At 68.1% G+C, this 19,798-nt stretch carries 1 protein-coding gene; it reads left to right on the forward strand.

Annotation, left to right across the window (positions count from 1 at the left end):
- Positions 1–66 precede the first annotated feature (66 nt).
- Complete coding sequence (locus M8859_RS30790; RefSeq protein WP_249645338.1) at positions 67–19,611, forward strand: MFS transporter; 19,545 nt, start codon at positions 67–69, stop codon at positions 19,609–19,611.
- The last annotated feature ends 187 nt before the right edge of the window (positions 19,612–19,798 follow it).

Here is a 19,798-nt window from a genome sequence, read left to right on the forward strand (position 1 = left end):
GACCTCGGTGCGGTCTATCCTGCGGTTTCGATCCTGCTCCGCCGACCAGGGATGGCTGCCGTGACGATGACGCCGCCGCAGCAATTTCTGGACGATCTGCCGAATTGGTTGACCGACATCGTCTTCGGCAACGAGGTCCCCCAGATGCGTGGGGAGTCGGGGCGGCGGTCGAGCGCGGCGTGGGCGCAGGCGGGAACAGAGTACGACGATCTCGCGCGGCGGTTGCGCGAAGTGGTCGCGGCATTGCCGGATGCGGTGCGTGGTGAGTTCGGGGACCGTATCACCGCCAGCGCTGTCCCCATGTGTGAGGTCGCCGAGGATTCGGCGAAGTTCTGTCACAGCATGAGCCGCCATACCGATCGCAGTGCCGCCGACAGCGACAAAGAGGTGTACGTGATGTACGCCTTCGGCGCGTTGACGTTGTATCAGCTTCTGCTGGCTGGTGGTGTGCACCCGATCCGGGGGTTGCACATCCTGACAGCCGCGCGGGCGAAGCATCTGACGGCGTTTCGGGCGTTTGTCGCCAGTCGATTGGGCGCGGGCGCGGCCGCGGCGGTCGAACGAGCGGGGCCGCTGCTCGCTCAGGTGGGTGGGTTCGCGATAGCCGCCGGTGGTGTCGATCTCGTGGTACAAGCCGGGCAGATTGCGGGGACCCTGGACGGTCATCGCGACAGCGTCGACTGGAATTCGGTTCTCCTCGCCACCGCGACGGGCGGCGGTTCCGCGCTGGGTGGAGTGCTGAGCGGGTACGCCGCGCACGCGGTCGTCTCCCGTGCCAACGCTCCAGTGCTGCTGGGGCGCGCCGTTGTCGGGGTGGTATCCGGGGTCTTCGGAGTCATTGGTGGCGCGTCGACCGCCGCGGCGCTGACCGGTGAGTTCCGGCTGTCGGCGTCGGCTCTGGTCAGTGGCGTGGCGCTCGGGATGGCCGGTGCCGGCCTGCACGCGCGGGCGCGCTCCGAACCGCCGCCTTCGCTGGCGAGCCACGAAAGAGCCGGACCACTCGCGGATCTCGTCGCGCGGCCGGACGCGCTCGGAACGCGCGAACTCCGTCCGGCGGACGCCGAACCGGTGCGCAGCTCGGCGGCCGATGAGTCCGGGATAGCGGTCGGACGTCCTCCGGATCCCGCCGAATCGGTAATCGCCGGTCACGGTGACAAGGACACCTCGCGCCCAGCGGCGGACGGCAGTGCCGTGGCGGACCGGGAAAGCGCCACGGCGTCAACGGAACCGGTCGGCGATCCGAATGCGACGTTGTATGAGCGAATCAACGCGCTGCGCGATCGCGAGTTCGCCGAGACCGAAGCCGCGGCCGCCGGTGCGGTGGCGGCGCCGGCGAATATCTCCGAGAGCATCGGTGGGCGTGCGTCCGAGACGCCGACCGTTCCCGGTGCCGAGCTCCCATCTCCGTCGCCGAGGGAAACCCCTGCGGGACAATCCAGTTCGAGCGCAGCCCCGACGGCTCCCGATACTGAGATCGCCGCGTCCGGGTCGGTGGACTCACCCGCGGGTCCGGACCTGCCGGGGACTCGGCACGACACGGAGTCCGTCGCTGACCTCGCGGCGGCCGATAGCATGGTACCGCAACGGGATCCCGCCGAGGTGGATCGACTCGTGGCGGAGCGCGACGATGCGCGCGCCGAACTCGCTACGCTGCTGGGGATATCGCCGCAGGAGCTGCGCTGGTGGGGGCATGAACCGGTGGCCCGGGCCCTCGACGAGAACAACGCCTGGCAGGCGAAGCTGGCTGAGCAGAGCTCGTTTCGGGCAGAGCCCGGCGTACGGGAGCGCGAGCTGTCGAGCCTCGGCCAACGCATGGCCGTCAAGGTGCGAGCCGGCGTGGCGGAGGCGCGCGCGTTGGCGTCGGTGCTGCAGTGGGCGCAACAGTTCGAGCCGGCCGGGCAGCCGACGGGTCGCACGAACGGACAATGGCCGGCGGTGCGGGCCGCAGGTGTGGCCGAACGCGTCCCCGAAGTCGGACGCCTGTTGGACGGGGTGGAGCGGTACCGGGCCGCCGATGCCAGGGTCGCTGCCGTCGATCCGCGCGCTGCTGACGGAACATGGGATTCGGCTCATCCCCGATACCGTGCGCCCGACCCCAGGGCAGAGGTAACGGGCACTGCGCCCGCCGGGGCCGGCGCCGCAGGCCTGAACCCGACCGGTCCGGGAGGTGCGGGGGCCGGTCGGGAAACCGCGGTCGGCGCAGCGCCGAGCCGCGACGAGACCGCGGCGCGGGCCGGAGCGGACGAATCGCTCGGCGCCGATCCGGTTGTGCCGGTGCCGGAGCAGATCCAGCAGCTCGGCGCCGCCGCGTCGGCGGAGGCGGTGTCGATGGTGCGGGCCGCGGATTTCGCGGTGCTGGGACAGGAGTCGACGCGAGCGGGCTCGGCGTTGGCGCGCTGGCTCGGGTTGTCGGATACCGAGTTCTATCGAATGAGCCCGACTCGCCTGCGTGCGGCGGTCGAGTTCCAGGTGGAGCGGGCGGAGCGGTTGCCGGAATGGGGGGAGCAGGCGCGCGCGTCCGCGGGTGAGCTGATCGGCGATACGGTGCGCCGGGGCATGGCGGCCGATGCCGCGAACGGGGGTGGCCCGGTCGGTGACCCGGTGAATCCGGCACAGACACTGCCGGCGGAACTGCTCAACAGATTGCAAGAGTGGGTGGGAGAGAACGCCGCACCGATGCAGCGGTGGATGGAGGTGCACGCCACCCGCGACCGGCTGCTCGACACGCCGGCGTTGATGTTGCGCCTGGAATCCGTTCCCGCGGATCCGGTGCCGGTGCGGGGCGAGGTCGTCCTGGATCCCGCGCTGAAGCCGGTGCGTGAGCTGCGGGATCTGGAAGCGGTCGAGACGCGGGTTGCGAGCCGGATGGCGGTGGGTGCACTGACGCCGGAGGCCGCTGCGGTGTTGGCCCGAAGTGGTTTGGCGCCAACGGTTCCGGCGGGTCCGATACCGATGTCCGTGGCGGGCACACCACCGTCCGGTGTGGCGCCCGCCACGGCCAGGGACAGTTCCGGCAGCGACGGGACCGGCCCGTATTCGGCTCCGGAGCCATCGGGTACCCGACCGGCGAGCTCGTCGAGTTCGGCGGCACTCGGACGTCATCGCGCCGATGTGCGGACGAGCGAGGTGGATCCCGCGTGGGCGGCAGCGGTGGAGCAGGTGCGCGACGCTCGGCAGCGGGAGTTGGCGGAAACTGCTGCCGCGCAGACTGATTCCCGGGACACGTCGACCGCCCGGACCGATGTGGCGCCCTCGGCGAAACCATCGGGCACGAGCGCGGCGGCGAATTCGGTCGACCCCGCGCCGACGAGTTCCGCGGCATCCGAATCCAGCACCGGCCACAGCGATGCCGCGGGCCGGACGAGCAGTACTGAGTCGGCATCGGCTCATGGCGACGGTCACACCGCGTCGCAGACCCCCACGCCGCCCGCGAAGGAGTCGACGGCTCCATCGAGTGCCGTGATACTCGGTGCCGGCATGGCTGCCATGGATGACGATGAGTCCACCGGTCCGTCTGCGCCACTGGTGGACTCGAAGTCGGCGACCACTCCGCTGGAGCCGGTGCCGGTGCCCGCCGTGGCATCGGACGGCGCCGCGGACACCGTGCCACGAGTCGCGGTGAGCACGGGCGAAGTGCCGGGCGATCCGGCGGATCTGCGCCGCTCGCACGCCGAGGCGACGGCGCGCGCGGCCGAGCTGTTGGGGGTCGCACCCCAGGAATTGAGGTTGTGGGGCCGGGAACTGCTCGAGCAGGTGATCGACCGGTTCACGGCCTGGTCGAGCCCGTCGGGTGGTGACGGCTGGAATCAGCTGAGTCCGGCTGCACAGCAGGGACTTCGGCCAGAAGTCGGCGAGTTGTTCGGCCGGCAGTTGCGCGAAGTCGCGGAAGTGCATCGCCAGGCGGCGGCCGCGCTGGATTGGTTGCGCGCGGCCGAATTGGTGCCGGATGGCACGGCTGTCCCGGTCGAACAACGGCTGGCGGAACTGCGGCGGCTGGCTGATGCGCACGGCCCCTCGTCGCCGTTGCACGAAACCGTCGACGTTCTGGATCGCTATCTGACGCTCGATGACCGGGTAGCGGCCTTGCCGCCGGAGCCGTTGATAGAACAGGCCGCAGCCTCGGACGATGCCGCCAAGACCCTGCCGCGAGTTGTGCCGACGGTGCATGACGAACCGGACGAACCTGACAGACCGGTCGACGTGCGGCAGTCGCATGCCGAGCTGGCGGCGCGGGCGGGCGAGTTGCTGCAGGTGGCGCCGCAGGAGCTGCGGTTGTGGGGCCGGGCACTGCTAGAGCGAGTGATCGATCGGTTCGAGTTCTGGTCGAATCCGTCGGGGTCGGATGGGTGGAGCCAGCTCAGCCCGACGGAGCAGGCGGGGCTGGCGCAGGACCTTCCGACGCTGTTGGGTCGTTGGCTGCGCGACCTCGCCGAAGCACACCGTACGGCGGCGCCGGTGCTGGATTGGCTGCGCACGGCCGGACTGGAACCGGACGGCACCGCTGTTCCCGACGGCCGACGGCTGGCGGAACTGCGGCGGCTCGCTGCCGAGCAGGGGCCGTCGGCGCAATTGCACGAATTGGCCGACGTCCTCGACGGTTACCTGAAGATCGACGCTGAGGTCGCGGCCATGCCACCGGAACCGATACCGGCACCGAACCTTTCCGCCGATCGCTCGAATGACGTGCTGTCGCCGTCGGCCACGCCGACGAGTTCCGCCAGGCCACGTCAGTCACTCGGGGAGTCGTGGTGGTTCGCTTCCCCGCTGCGCGGGGAATGGATCGAGGTAGGACACACGCTCGGCGAACAGGCACGCACACTCGCCCGCGAGCACGGTGTCGAGGTCGATCACTGGGCATTGCGGTCCGATTCCCCAGAGCTGGCCCGGTTGCGTGCCGAACGTGCCGCGCGGACCGCGGGATTGGCTGAGCTGATCGGCATGTCGGCCGAGGAACTGACCCTGCGGCGGATCGACGAGGTACGTGCCGAGGCCGCGGCCGAGATCGAGGCCCGGTCCGCGACGCAGCCACCCGGAACGGCGGAGCGCGTGATCGACCTCGCCGAGGCGTGCTTGCTCATGGCCGCGCTGGCCGGTACCGCCGCCCGCTTCCACTGGTTGTCGTCCCGGGTGGGGGCAGCCGTCCCGGGCGGATCAGGAGACGACCAGCGCTGGCTGGCCCAGGTGATCAAGCTCGGTCCGGCCGAGCTGCACAGGCGCATGCAGGTGCTGGGCATCCCGACCCGTCCGGTGTGGTCGAGCCCGCCGGTGGCGTCGTCGATGCCACCGCGCGCGGTGTCCGCCCCTGGAACAGTGGATTCGCCTGGGCGGGTGGTGCGGCCGGACCGTCCGGGGCACCGTCCGGCTGCCGCCGGTGGACGCGGACGGCCGACTGTGGTGCATCGGCGGCCGAGCCCCTCGGACGCCCGGCCGGTGACCGCGCGAATCACACCGGGTCCCGGCCGACGGCGGCCACTGGCGCCGATCGCCGGAACCGGACTTTCCGGAACCCCGGACGGCGCGGGCGAGATTCGCCCACCGGATGTGCTGCCCGGCTCGAAACCGATCGATTGTGCGGTGCACACCTTCGGGTACCTGTCGCAGGAGAACCCGAACATCGCCGAGAACCTGGCCGGCGCCGCACCGACGCCCGATCCCGGGCTCGGGGGGACGGACGGTACGCAGCTGCTGAAGGCTTTGGGCGGCAAGCGCTGGGTCCAGTTCCGCACTTGGCTGAAGATCGTGGACCTACTCGACAACCTGGGGCCCGGCGCCGCCGCCTATGTGGTGATCGAGAGCAGGCGTGCCCGCCGTATCTCGGGCACCGGCCATGCGCGACTGGTGTTCCACGATCGGGCGCAACCTGGCGTGATCAAGTGGCGTGACCCACTGGTCGAGGGTGGCGCGAAGCAAGTGTTCGAGCCAGGAAAGTTCTTCCCCTCCGGCGACTTGCTGTTCGCCGTCGTCTACGGCGCCGACGGCGCCGTGTATTCGGTCCCCGAGGAGTCGACCGGAATCAGCGACCAGACGGGCTCGTCTCCGCGGCGCGCGGTCGCAGGCGTCGGCGACGCGAGGCACCCCGAGGGCGACCTGGGTGACCATGTGCGGTGGTTGCGCGCCGACGCGGCGGCCGAGCTCGAGCGGCAGGCGGTGCTTGCGCGGGACACGCTGTCCGATATCGATCTGACCCACGAGGTGCACGGTGTCTCGCTGGCTCGTTTGCGCGACCGGATCGAGCACATCGATGCCGTCGCCGCGGCGCTGGCCGAGGCGGCGGCGCAGCACCAGCGGGCGGCGGCCGAGCTCACCGCGCGCATCGTCGAATGCCGAAGCATGGACGACGAAGCCGGCTATCAGGGACCAGGGCAGCTGCGGGACACTCGGATGCTGCGCGACGACGTCCGGAATGTCCTGGCGTCCTTGTTGCGCCGAACGGATCGATCGGATGCCGAGGTGGCCAACGCGACGGCGTGGCTGCGTGAGCTCGACGCGGTCATCGACGCGGCCGCGGCCTACGAATACCGTGGCGACCTGCTCGAGATGTTCGAGAGAGAACTCGCGGACCTCGACCTGCGCGCGCGACTGATCCATACCACCCGGTCTGAATTCGCTGCCGAGCCCACCACCGCCGACCCGGCACCCGACCTGCTACAGCGGCTGCGCGACGAGCACACGGCCTTCGACGACCGCCTGCATGGCATCGTGCACCGCTACGTGGATCGAGGCCACGCCGACCCCGGGCGGCATGTGACACAAGCACGGCAGCAGGCCCGTTTCGACGCCGATGATTTGACCCAGTGGCTGCGGCAGTCCGCTCCATTCCGCCGATATCAGTTGTCGGACAGGGAATTCAGCGAGCTGCTGCGCCCGGATTCCGCAGCAAGGGCGCAGTGGCGACATGCCTTGATCGCCCGGCAAGATCAGTTGATCCGATCAGTGCCGTACGAGCCGGAGCCGTTCGCGAGCGAGCACGACCGCATGCGCTCGATGGCGGAGGATCTGCGCCACCGCGCGGACTTGCCGGCCGAATCCGCTGTGATGTTCGAGGATTTCGACGCTCGGTTTCTGGTGCTGAGCACACTCGAGGGTATCGACCGTGTCGAGCGTCGGGTCGAGCGCATCGACGCGCTGGGCGCTGTGTTGCGAGATCTGCGCTCATGGCTCGCCGCGGCCAGGGCACAGGGGCAGACCGCCGACATTCTGGCAGCCGAGTTCGATCGCATCGCCACCTCGGCCCATCGATTCGCTCGCTTGGCCGACGAGCAGTATCGGCTGCCGGAATCGGACGACGTCGTGTTCTCGTCGCTTGCCGCGATGCGTGGGTTCCACTATTGGCAGTTGCGGCCGGGCCGGCCGGAACACCAGCGCTTGAAACTCGACCTGGAACTGGTTCTCTCGGCGTTGATTTCGTTCGTGGGGCGAGAGGTTGAGCTCGACGAATCGGCGCGATTGGCGCAGCGCTATCGCGAGCGGTGGGATCACTCGGACCATGCCGCGAAGTGGCTGCGCACCCAACTGCGATCGGTCCTCGGACGGGCCGTCGATGGCGTCGACGGGGCCGTGCTGGCCGAGCTCGCGCAGCTGTGCCGGGACGGGACCGATCCGTTCTCCGATTCACTGCGCGATTACCTGCAGTCGATGTCGGCGCGCTGGTATCTGGATCTGCGCGCGATCGCCCGGCAAGCCGACCTGGCCGAGGAGCACCGCCGCTTGGATGCCGAGCTCGACCACGTCCTGCTCGGCGCGGTACGGCGGCTGCGTGGGGCGCGGTACGGCGACGATCGTGACTCCCGTCCGGTGGAGCGCACGTTCACGCTGGGAAAACATTTGGCAGGCCTGCGGGACACCGCGGTGCGCACCCGCGCCGCCGCTGCCCGAGTCCTTGCCGCCAGCGGGCGAGCGGTGGGCGTCGACGCGGTGTGGCACGTCACGCCCGGTTCCGAGACGCTGCGGCGGTTGGACGGCCGTCTCGAGCGCGCGCGTACGCTCCTGGCCGAGCTGTGGCAGTGTGCCCCTGCCGCGGTGACCGGTGACCTGGTCGACCAGCGACATGCGGAGCTCGAATCGATCTCGAACAGCACCGCCGAGGCCGAAGCGATCGCGGAGATCCGCGCAGTCGAGCCGGTGGTCGACGCCGCAAGGCAATTCCATCGGTACGACGCGTGGGCGCGGGCCACCGATGCCTTGGATGAGTCGATCAACGTGGCGCGCTGGGAGGAGGCGCACAGCGAAACAGCACCCGCGGACGATGCCGCGGCGCTGCGTCGGGGCGCGAGCCTGGCCGCATGGACAGCGTCGCTGATCCGCCGGGCCCACCTGCTCGATGACGCCGCGTCGGCTCGCGCGGCGGCCGTCGCCGCCGGGCGGACCGCCGAGGTCGAGTTGCGCGATAGCGACCTCGATCGGCTGCTGGATGCGGTGGCGGCGGAGATCGCCGAACGAGCGGCGCGGCTGGACGGACCGGTCGGCTCCACCCCGGACGGTTCCGCCGCGGACACGGAAGACACACCGCAGCCGTTGCCGCCGGACGCCCGGCGCGCGGTTGTTCGCAGCGTCGACCGGCAGCGCGCCGAGCTGCGCCGGCAACTCGATGACCTGCTCCGGCCGCTGGCCATCGATTCCGCCCAGCTGCTCGATATCGGCTCGCCGGTGTGGGCGCACTGGTCGGCACAGCACGGGCAGGCGCGCGATGACCTGATCAGGCTGCTGTGGCCCGAGGTCGAGCCCGGCCGGGTGGCGGACTGGTGGTTGCACCGGATGGTGCTGCATCGGCGGGAGCTGGGCGACATGCCTGCCGAACTCGCCGCGACGGCGCAGCGTTTCATCGAGTCCCACGCGGTGTCGGAGTTGCTCGACGCTATCGGACGAGCGGACCGATGGGCCCGCACGATCGAGACGGTGGAACAGGAGCTGACGTGGCGGTCCATCGAACGCCGTCGGCGGGCCGCAGCGGTGCGCGAGCTGCGCCGGGCCCCGGAAGGCCTGCGTTCACCAGGTGCGCCGGTGCCCGACATCGAGACCGCGCTGGCTTCGATGATCAAGCAGGACGACGTGTTCCAGCGGATGGACGGCCAGCTCGATCGCCTGTATCGGCTCGGCATCGCCATCGCGGATGTGCAGCGGCGGATGCGCTCGCTCGCGCCGACCCGTGCGCGATTGGTCTCATCGATGCTCGAATACGGTATGGCGGAGCCGGACTCGCGGCCGGCGATGCTGTTCGGGAATGCTCGATTGACCCACTTGGCCGCACGTCCTCGGCCGGAGCCACCGCGTGCGTCCGGCGTCGCCGGGCCGGAACGCGACCTGGGTGAGCTGCTGTGGGAGTCGAGAATGCTCGCCGGGCTGGACGACCAACTGTATTGGCTGAACGCCGATCTGGAAGCGTCCCTGGACGAGTTGACGTCGGAGCTCGCCGGTGTACCTGCCGCTGCGGCCCGGCCGCAGGGACAGGTCGTGGAGCTACCCGGCATCGGCTTGATATGGGGTGCTTTGGACTGGGTGCGCGTCGATGTCGCCGCCCGGCGTCGACTCGCTGTCGCCGCACTCACCGCGGGGCCGAGCGCGGAGTTCGGCATCGACACAACGCGACTGGACACCGGCCGCGACGGTGAGTGGGGATTGACGCGCCTGACCACGCTTCGTGCGCAGGCGGCAACCGTGCCGGCGCAGGCCGAGCAACTATCGCGACTCGATACCGCCATCGGCCTTGTGCGCACGGTGATCCGGACGACCGCCCAGGTCGACGCGATCGACATTGTGGCGGCGGCACTCGATGACGCGAACCGAAGGCTGGATCGGATCGAACAGCGGTTCGCGCGCCTGTCGGCAGACCACCTCCTGCGGCACCCGCTGGATGGCCGGGCGATCCGGGCAACAACCCGAACGCAAGCGCACGCACTGCGTGACGCCGCCTTGTGGTGCGGTCAACCGTTGGAACACGCGGGCTGGGATGTGCGCCCGGATCAGTTGCGGCAGCGAATGAATACCGCACGGGCCCAGCCCGATACGGACGTCGGCGCCAGCGAGATTCGCCTGGCCGAGGTTGCCGAGCGGTATCTCGGATTGCGCGGCCTCGAGGACGTGTTCGACGAGCGAAGTCAGCTGATCCAGTGGATCGGCAGTCTGAAGTCCCGGGTGCTCGCGCTTTACCACAACGTCGCCTTCCGACACATCGCCGAGCGATGGTCGGACATGCAGCGGAACATGCCCCGCAGACCGGCCGACACCGTCGTGGCCGAGCCGACCCGACCCGGCAGGACGCCCGATCGGCCACGGCGGCTGCGGCACATGCTCACTCGAGCCCTGCATCAACTGGTTCACACGCTCGGTCCGAATCTCGTCCACGACGTGCACAAGCAGTCCCGCGTCCCGTCCGCTCAGCTGGATATGCACCGGGTCCTGCTCGCGCTGATCGAACTCGACCGGCTGACGGTGCGTTATCCGCAGCTGGGCACCGACGCCGTGGTGCGGCGAGCCCACCGCTGCCAACGGCTCTGCCTGCTGGTCGCCGCGGCCGAACAGACCCCTTTGCTCGTCGAATCCCATGACGATGACCAGGAATTCGGCAAGCTCGTGCGGTCCACCCTCGCGTTCGCGGTCCGCCAGGGCGACGAGGACGACGATCTCCCTCCCATCACACTCCCGCCCACCGGCCACGACCTCAATCGCTGCGCGAGGCTGGTGCTGGAAATGCACCAGCACGAAACCGGTAGGCCGACGTCGGGCGATCTCAGCGATACGGGCTTGGGCGGGGTACTGGCCGGGCGCTACCTGCGCGCGCTGGGTGCCGGTCGCCCCACCCGCTATGCGATCGATCCTGATAAGCCACTGCGGCGGGTCGTGGCGGCGCTCCACGAGTTGGTGCGGGATATGTCTGCCGCGAACCGTTCCGGTGTCTCGATCATCACGATCGAGGGCACGCACGCGGCGGACGAACACGGGGTGGCCGCACACACGCGTCGCTGGGTGTACCGGTGCGACGAGCAGGGCAACAACGCCCGTATCGAACTGCAGGATCCAGGCAAAGCGCTGTTCGGCACCCCGGACGAGGACAAAACGAACGCGTCTGACCTGACCGCGATCTGGGCCGTTGCGTTCGACAAGAACGGCAATCCGTTGCCGTTGCCGGGCGGCGATGCCGAGGGACCGCCGCAGCACATGCGGGTCGGCCGAAGCGATGAGCCACCGCCGTCGGTCCGCGGCGGCATCGATGGTGTGTCAGAACCTTCCACGGCCGAACGCGCGGCGCGGTTGGCCGAATTGCTGCCGCGTGCCGAATTCCTGGATTTCGCCGAGGCTTCCACGCTTGTTGACCTCGCACACGCGCTGCATCCGGAGGTGACGAGCGGTTGTCTTGCCCAGCTGAGTGAGCTGGACCGCCGCTGCGTCGAGAAGCTGTGCCTGGACCGGCTCACCCCGGAGCAGGCAGCGCGGCAGTTGGACAAGACGCCGGTCGTGGTCGAGCGGTGCGCGTGGCGCGGGGCAAGCCAGCTGGCGGAGTTGCTGTTCGAGACGCTCGACCCAGAGAGGCGCTTCCGCAGTCTGTTGAGTCGGGTCGGCTCGTTGAGTCTTGACCAGTTGACGAAACTCGTCGGCCTCGGGCTGGCCCTTCATCGCCCCGAAACCGATCGGTGCCTGGCCAGGCTCAGCCACCGTCAGCGTCAGTTCGTCGAGCTACGGATCGTGGAGGGCCTCCGGGTTGCCGAGATAGCCCGCAACGTGGGGACATCGCGCAGCGCGGTCAGCAGAGACTACGGGCTGGCGGTGCGTCGGGTGGCCGAGTCGCTCGTCACGGTATTCGGCCCACACTTACCGGCGGTGGTCCTGACCGAGGCCGAGCGTGCGGCCCGTTTGGCTACCTCACTTGCCCGGATCGAGCCGCTCGACGCCGCCGCTCGATCCGTCGTCATCGAAGACGCCCTGCTGCTGCATCACGCGACCGTGATCCGTTGCCTCGCGAAGCTGACCAATCACCGGCAAAGGATCGTGCGGTGGCGATTCCTGCAGCATCTGGACAGGCGCGACGTGGCAGGACAGCTGGGCACAACTATCGAAGCCGTCCAGCTGGCCGAACATGCCGCAGCGCGCCAGTTGGTCCACTTGCTGGCCGTCGAGCTAGGTTATCGTCCCTCGTTGGCGGGTTTGCTCATCCGCGCGAGCTCACTGACGCCCGCTGAGGAAACCGCGGCGATTCAGGCCGCGATGATCCAGCATCCGGCGGTGGTGCGGCGTTGCCTGCAACGGCTGGGGGCACATGAACGCCGATGTGTCGAAACGATTTTCGCGCAGGACTACGACACGGCCCAGGTCGCGGCCGTGCTAGGACTCACCGCCGGGGACGTCGAGGCGACGTATCGCACGAGCGTGCATCAAATGGTCGAATGGCTCGCTGCCGAGTTGGTGCCTGACGCTGCCGCCTGCGGATCGGCAGATGCCTGGATGGAAGCCGTACGGTTGTTACACGGCGTCAGCAAACGACAATTCTCGGTGGCGATAGGTCAGAGCTCCGGCTGGATGTCGGAAGCGCGGCAGCGCACGCGCCCCCCGCGATTAGTGGTTCTGCGCCGGATGCGCGACGCTGGTTACGTCTCGAACGAGATGGTGCGTGCGGCAATCCGGACGTTTTACACCAGACCGGACTATCTGCCCGCGGACGCTGATGAGGAAGCAGACTTCTGGGATCTCGTCGCCGCAGCGGTCGGCTCGGCTGACGAAAAGCGGATACGAGACCGGATATACCAGCGGTTCGACTGGGTCGCCGAAGCCCAAGCGTGGCGCTGGCTGGTGCCAGGGGACGATCGTGACGAGCTCGCCCAACATTTTCGGCAGAAGATCATGGCCGCGATCGGAACCCACATTCCGATGTACGCGTTCGGTGTGCACGCGTGGGTGGCCTGCGTCGCCAGCGTGCCCGGCTACCGCCTGGCGCGCAGATATCCGCATCTCAGTGGCCCCGCCAGAAAGCTCGTCGGCAAGGTGGGCGCTTACCTGGACACGCGTTTCGGGGAGACCGGGGTGGAGCCCGATGACGCCGAGATCGCCGCGGCACTGGGTCTGACGCCGGAGGAGGTCGCGCAGGCGCGATCGTTGCGAGCCGCGCCGCTGTCTCTGGATGCGCCGAGGCCGGGCGGGGATCCTGCCAAGCCTCGTGAGTTCGCGGACGGATCCAGATCGCCATTGGGGGATTTCTACCTGGCGGATGCTATTAGGGCGGCACTTGCGGACCTGCCGGAACCGGATGTCGCGGCGGATTTGATCGTTTTGTGTTACGTGCAAGGGTTCACGGTGCCGGAGGCCGCCGCTCGTTTGCGGTTGCGGGTGGATGATGCGCAGACGCTGCTCGGGGTGGCCGGTGCGGTGCTGCGCACCGACGAATTTCGCGAGATGTTGGCCGTATCGATGCACCTCGACGATGCCCTGGTGCGTCGTTCCGCGCACGCCAGCAATCAGTGTGCTGTGTTGGTCGCGGAGTTCCATCAGGCGCGAACCGGTAGGCCCAGCGGGGTCGATCTCAGTGACGCCGGTCTGGCAGGGGTCACCGTCGAGCGATACCTGCCGGCGTTGGGCGCTGCTCAGCCGCAGCGGTTTCCGATACATCCCGGTCGTCCACTGTGGTGGGTCGAGCAGGCGTTGCTTGAGCTGGTGCAGACCTTGGATCCCGCTGATCGTGCCGGTGTCTCGGTTGTCACGATCGAGGGCACCTGGGTGGTGGACGAGCACGGGGTGAGCGCGCATACCCGGCGCATCGAGTACGAGTGTGATGAAGAGGGCGGCAACGTCGTTGTCCTGCTGCAGGATGTGGGCAAGGACCGGTACGGCACGACGGACGACGACCGCACGGACCCACGAGAGCTGAGCTACCTCTGGGCGGCAGCCTTCGACAAGCACGGCAACCCGTTGCTGTTGCCCGGAGCCGATGTCGAATCTCCCCCCGGTGAGTTGCGGATCGGCCACGATGCCGATCCGCCGTCGGCGGACGAGATCGGTGCCGCTCGGATCGGCGTCCGCGGGATCATCGTCGATGGTGTGCGAGAACCCTCGAGGGCCGAGCGAGCGGCGCGCTTGGCCGAATTGCTCGCTCGGACAGAACCTCTCGACCGTGCCGAGATGGTTACCATCATCGATGACGCCTCGGTTCTTCATCCGAAGGAGTTCGGCGACTGTCTCGCTCAGTTGCCCGGCGGGCAGCGCGAGTGCTTCACCCTGCGGTACCAGGACGGACTCAGCGAAGCGGAGGTGGCGACGCAGCTACACAAGACGAGAAAAGCGGTCTGGCTCGTCGAGCGGCGCATGGTGCGGCAACTGGTGTCGTTGCTGCGTGAAGAGCTCGGGCGCGCCGGCCGATTCGCCGAGTTGCTGAACCGCGTCGGGTCGCTGAGCCTACCGGAGGCGGCGGCGTTCGTGCGTGACGCGCTGGCGCTGCATCCCGAGACGACGGACCGTTGCCTCGCCCAGCTGGGCGACGAGCAGCGCGAGATCGTGCAACCGAGGTTGCTCGACCGGCTCAGGAAAGGGCCGGTCACGCGGCTGGATAATCCGGTCGGGGACATCCGGACCGCGGCGGTGTGGCGGATGGTGGACTTGCTGCCCGCTGAGCTCGAGCGGCACGCACGTCTCGTCGAGCAGGTGAAGCAGGCTGGTTCGCTATCTATCTCGCAGGCATCGGCGTTGATCGAGACGGCGTGCGAGCTCCGTCCGAAAGCGACGACCTGGTGCCTTCCTCAGCTCGACGACGCGGAGCGCCGGTGGGTGGAGTTGCGGTATCTGGAGGGACTCGGCCGGGCGGAGGTGGCGACGCGGCTCGGCGTCGCCACTGAATCGGTCGAGCATGCCGAGACGAGCGCGGTGCTGCGCTTGCTCGAGGTGCTTCCCGGAGCGCTCGATCGGCCTGCGCGATTCGCTGAGCTGATGGTCAGGATCGACTCGTTGAGCGATGCGGAGGCTGGGACGCTGGTCCGCATCGCGCTGGACATGCACCCGGAGGCAGCCGACCGCTGTCTGGCTCGGCTGCCGGAAACGGAGCGCGAGTGCATCAGGCTGCGATTCCGGGACGAGCTCACGCGAGCAGCAGCAGCGCCGCGGCTGAAGAAGCCGAGGCAGGCGGTCGAACAGATCGAAGCGTACGCCGCGCAGCGGTTCGTCCAGCTGCTGCCCGACGAGCTCGATCAGCGTCGGCGGTTCGCCGCGATGGTGGACCGTGTCGGTTCGCTGACTCGTTCGGAGCAGTCGACATTCGTCCGCGACGCGCTCGACCTGCGTCGCGAGGCGGCGGACCGTTGTTTCGCGCAGCTTCCGGCCGGGCAGCACGAGTGTGCGCGGCTGCGCTTCGTGGCGAAACTCAGCAGGAAAGAAGTGGCAGACCGGCTCGGCACGACAACGGACGCGGTCAAAAAGTCCGAGGGTGCCGCGGTGTCGCGGTTGGTGCAGTTGCTGCCCGGTGAGCTCTATCCGGTTCGGCGATTGGCCGGACTGTTGGATCGGGTGGGGTCGTTGACTCTGATGGAGGCGATGACGCTCGTCCGCGATGCGCTCGCGCTGCATCCGCAGGAGACGGCCCGTTGCTTCGCACAGCTGCCCAGCGCGCAGCGCGAGACGCTGCGGCTGCGATTCATGGACGGCCACAGCCGGGAAGCAGCGGCGGCGCAGTTGGGCCTGACGGAGGGCAGGGTTGCGCACTCCGAGACCCAAGGCGTGTGGCGGCTGGTAGCGCTGCTGCCCGGTGCGCTCGGTCGTCCGCGTCTGGCCGAGTTGCTCCTTCGCGCGGGTTCGCTGACCCCGAACGAGCGGTTGGCTGTGGTTCTCGAAGCAAATGCCGCGCATCCGGGAGTGATACGGAACGGCCTGAACCGGCTCGCCGAGGACCGCCGTCGATGCGCCGAATTGCGCATAGTGCAGAACCTCAATGACGATGAAGCGGCGGCGGAGCTGGGCACCACTGTCGCGAGCGTCATGGCCCTCTACCAGCATGCCGAGCGGCAATTGGTCGAATGGCTTGCTGCCGAGTTGATACCCGATCCCGCGGCATTCGATTCGGCGGTCGAGTGGGTGGCAGCGATCGCTGTGTTCCATGGTGAAAGCCGCGAGAGTTTCTCGGCCGCAATCGGGCGCCATCATGTGTGGCTCACTCAGGCGCTGGCCATGAACAGCGACCTTCGCCTGGTGTCGTTGCGCAAGGTGCGTGATGCCGGGTACATCTCGAATGCCATGTTGCGAGGCGCTATCGAGAATTTCTACCTGCGGCAGCAATATCGCGTTCCGGCAGAGGCCACCGAGGAGGCGAAGTTCTGGGAACTGATAGATGCGCCAGTTGGCTCGGACAAAGAAAAATCTATCCTGGATAGTATCTGTCGGAAGTTCGATGGGATCGCGATAGCCGCAGAGAGTAAATGGTGGCGGCGCTGGGACCGCGATCATGGTGAACTCGCCCAGTTCTTTCGCCGGGTTATTTTGGGGGCGGCATTACAGCATGTTCCTCCGTTCTCGTTCAGTGTGCACGCATGGGCGAGTTGCCGGACCGCCGTCAACAGGTATTACGTCGAGGTCATTTACGCGCACCTCGACTATGAGAACGCGACCCTGGTCAGCAAGGTCGACAGCTATATCAGTAAGCAGCTCAAGAAGACGGGGCATGAGCCCGACGATGAGGAGATCGCTCGGGCATTGGGTCTCACGGTGTCGGACGTGGTCGACGCGAAGCGTATGGGCGCGACGTCGGAGACGTCGATCGATGCACCGGTACGGTCCGACAAGCCCAATTCGAGGGCAATCGACATCGGGGATCCGGCCCGGCCGGAGACCGACGATGTCGAGTTCAGAGATGAGCTGTTGCTGGCTTTGGCGGATATGCCGAATCCCGCCCTGGCGGCAGCGTTGGTCGAGCTGTGCCATGTGCGCGACATCCCAGTGGCGGATGTCGCCGGCCGATTGCGGATCGACGTCACCGCCGCCCAGGCACTTCTTGCCGAGGCGGCCGAGCGGCTGCGGACCGAGGAATTCCGCGCGCAACTGGTTGCCGTGCGAACTCGGCGCATGATCGATGAGGTAGCGGACGCCTCGGTTGCCGCGGAGGCGGAAGACGGGCGGCCCCGTCATGCCGTTGACGACGGCACGGTGCCGTATCGGCGGCCGGACGGTGCGATGCACGATCAGTGTGGGCGGCGGGTGCTGGAGTTGCACGGGATGCGGACCGGCCGGTCGTTCGTGGTGCCGGAGCCGGACGGTCTCGCGGGTTCGTCGTTGAAACGTCTGCTCGATGCGGTGGGTGGTCGGCCACAGTGGTTTGCGGTCGATCCCGTGCGTCCGCGCCGGTTGATCGACCGGGCTTTGACGGAGTTGTTGAGGTCAATGGATTCCGCTGCGCGCGAGGGTGTTTCGCTGCTGGTGGCGGAGATCTGGCAGATCCCGGATGGGGACGGCGTGATGGGTCATCTCGATCGCGCCGAGTATCACTGTGCCGCGGACGGAAGCAATGGCTGGCTCGAGGAACAAGATCCGGGTAGCGGTCGGCTCGGTCGATGGGGCGATTCGGAGACAGGGACAGAGCTGGCCGGTTACGTAGTGTCGGCTTTCGACCCGCACGGTGAGTCGGTGCTGCTTCCCGGGACAGCCGTTGTCGATCTACACGATCGCTTCCGGGTCGGTCGGTCCGACGAGGAGCGGGCGTCGAAACGTGCCTTCTTCTTCCTGAAGTGGATTCGTGGATTGTCGCGATCCAGCAGTCCGAAGAAGAAGGCGGACGCCACCCTGAAACGGTTGAACACCGGTTCGATCAGTTCGAACCTGACCAGCGTGGGTCTGTCCACCTACAGTCCGCTGCTCGTGCAGCAGCTGAGCAACTCGATGCAGTTGGCAGGACTCACCGCATCGGCCGGGCAATTGGTGACGTTGCTTGCCAAGCCCGCCGCCGGGTATATCGCCGATCGGTTCGATAACCGCCGCACCATCCAGATTTCGTCGACAGCCGGGCTTGCCACCTCGACAGCGGCCGGTGCGGCCGTCCTGCTGGGTCTTCCCGGTGCGGTGCCCATAGTCATCGGGTCGGCTCTCGCAGCGGCGGCGACCAACACCGTCGGGGGCGCCGCAACGACAACCTATGGCCGGCGCTTGGTGGATCAGGACCAGCAAACAAAGGCCGTGACGATCTCCCTGGTCGGCAGGCAGACATCCGCGACGGCGGGTAAATTCCTCGTTCCGGCCATCGGTAGTGTCTCGCCGGCGCTGCCCTTCTTCGCCGACGCCGCAACCTATGCGCTGTATCTGGAACGGCTGCGGAAACTTCCTTCGGTGCGGCCGGATCCGGCCGACAGGGTCGGCCTGCTCGACGGTGCGCGCGCGATGTGGGCAGATTCCTACCTGCGTGGCAATGTGCTGCTGCTGGTTCCGTGGAACATCGGAAACGCTATCGGGGCAATGCAATTGGTCGATTTCATTGCCGCGTCCGACTATGCGGCTCAGCTGGGCGGCTTGGCACCGCTGATGTCGGGTTGCTTGCTCGCCGCCGGAGCGGCGGGGACGCTGCTGGCGGTCATGACCGTACCGGAACGAATTCGCGACAAAATCAACCTGAAAGTGTCGGATCCCCTCACCATGGTGGTCGGCGGCGTACTCGCGACATCCTTTGTGCTGACGCCGAATCCGTGGGTGATCCTGCCGCTCTCGATCGCCGTCGGAGCAGGCAGCATGCTCAGCGCCGAACGCTACTTCTTGTACCAGCAGAAGATCGTGCCGCAGAAGATGATCGGCGGCGCGATGTCGGTGAACGGTGTGCTCGGCGCCATCGGCAGCATGGTCGGCGGGGCACTGGGCGGATTCCTGCTGTCCACCGCGGGCGCCGGGATCACGGGCTGGCTGGCGAGCGGACTCTTCGCCGCGACATCGGTTGCGTCCGGGGTGCTGGCTTACGCCACTCGCGGGCGAGCAGTGCACGGCGTCGGTTCCAGCACGACCACCGATCTCTCGGCACGCGACGTTGCCTGGTGGTCGGTCGCGACCGATTCGCGGACCGGCGGCCGGATCAATTTTTGGGATTGGGAGGCGATGCGAGACGAGCTGCCTCCCGCAAAACCGGTCCAGCGGCCTCCGGTGGACATACGCCAGCTGAGGCCGGACGACTGGCGGCAGGATCGCACGATTACGCTGACAGCGCTTGCCTCGGCGCCTGAAGCGTTCGAGGCGACGGTCGAGCAGACGCGCACGTTTTCCCCCGATGAGTGGCGCGACGGCGTGCAGCGATCGCTGGCAGCGTTCGTCGCCTTCCAGGACGGCGTACCGATCGGCAAGGTGGCCGCGACGGCGTACGACGATGCGGATACCGTCCAGCTGGCCTCGCTGTTCGTCGTGCCGGAAGCCCGCGGTCGTGATGTCGCGGACCGCTTGATCCGATCGGTGGTGGATTGGGCATGGCGGCAGGGCTTTTCGAGGGTCGCCGTGCGGGTTCGAGAAGAAGACGAGCGTGCCCAGCGGGCTTGCGGGCGGAACAACTTCGGGTGGTCGGGGCGGGAGGGGGACGGTCCGCGTGGCCGCTGGATCGAAATGCATCGTCTGCTGGGGGAGGCCAGTTGGATCGAGTACACCCCGATGCCGGTCGCCGTCCAGCCCGAACCGGATGGAAAGTAGCTCGACCGGCTCTGCCTCCCGTCGTGCCCCACGGCATCGATCGGGAACGGTCCGACGAATCGATCCAGCGCGGGGTGCGCACGTGGCGCCGCTGACCTTTGGCGCGGGGTACTCGATATGGCCGGTCGCGGGAGTGTTCCGGATCGGCCGAGCCGACCTGATGCGGGTGAGTCGGCCGGGCCGACCG

It is taken from the genome of Nocardia sputi, assembly GCF_023501985.1.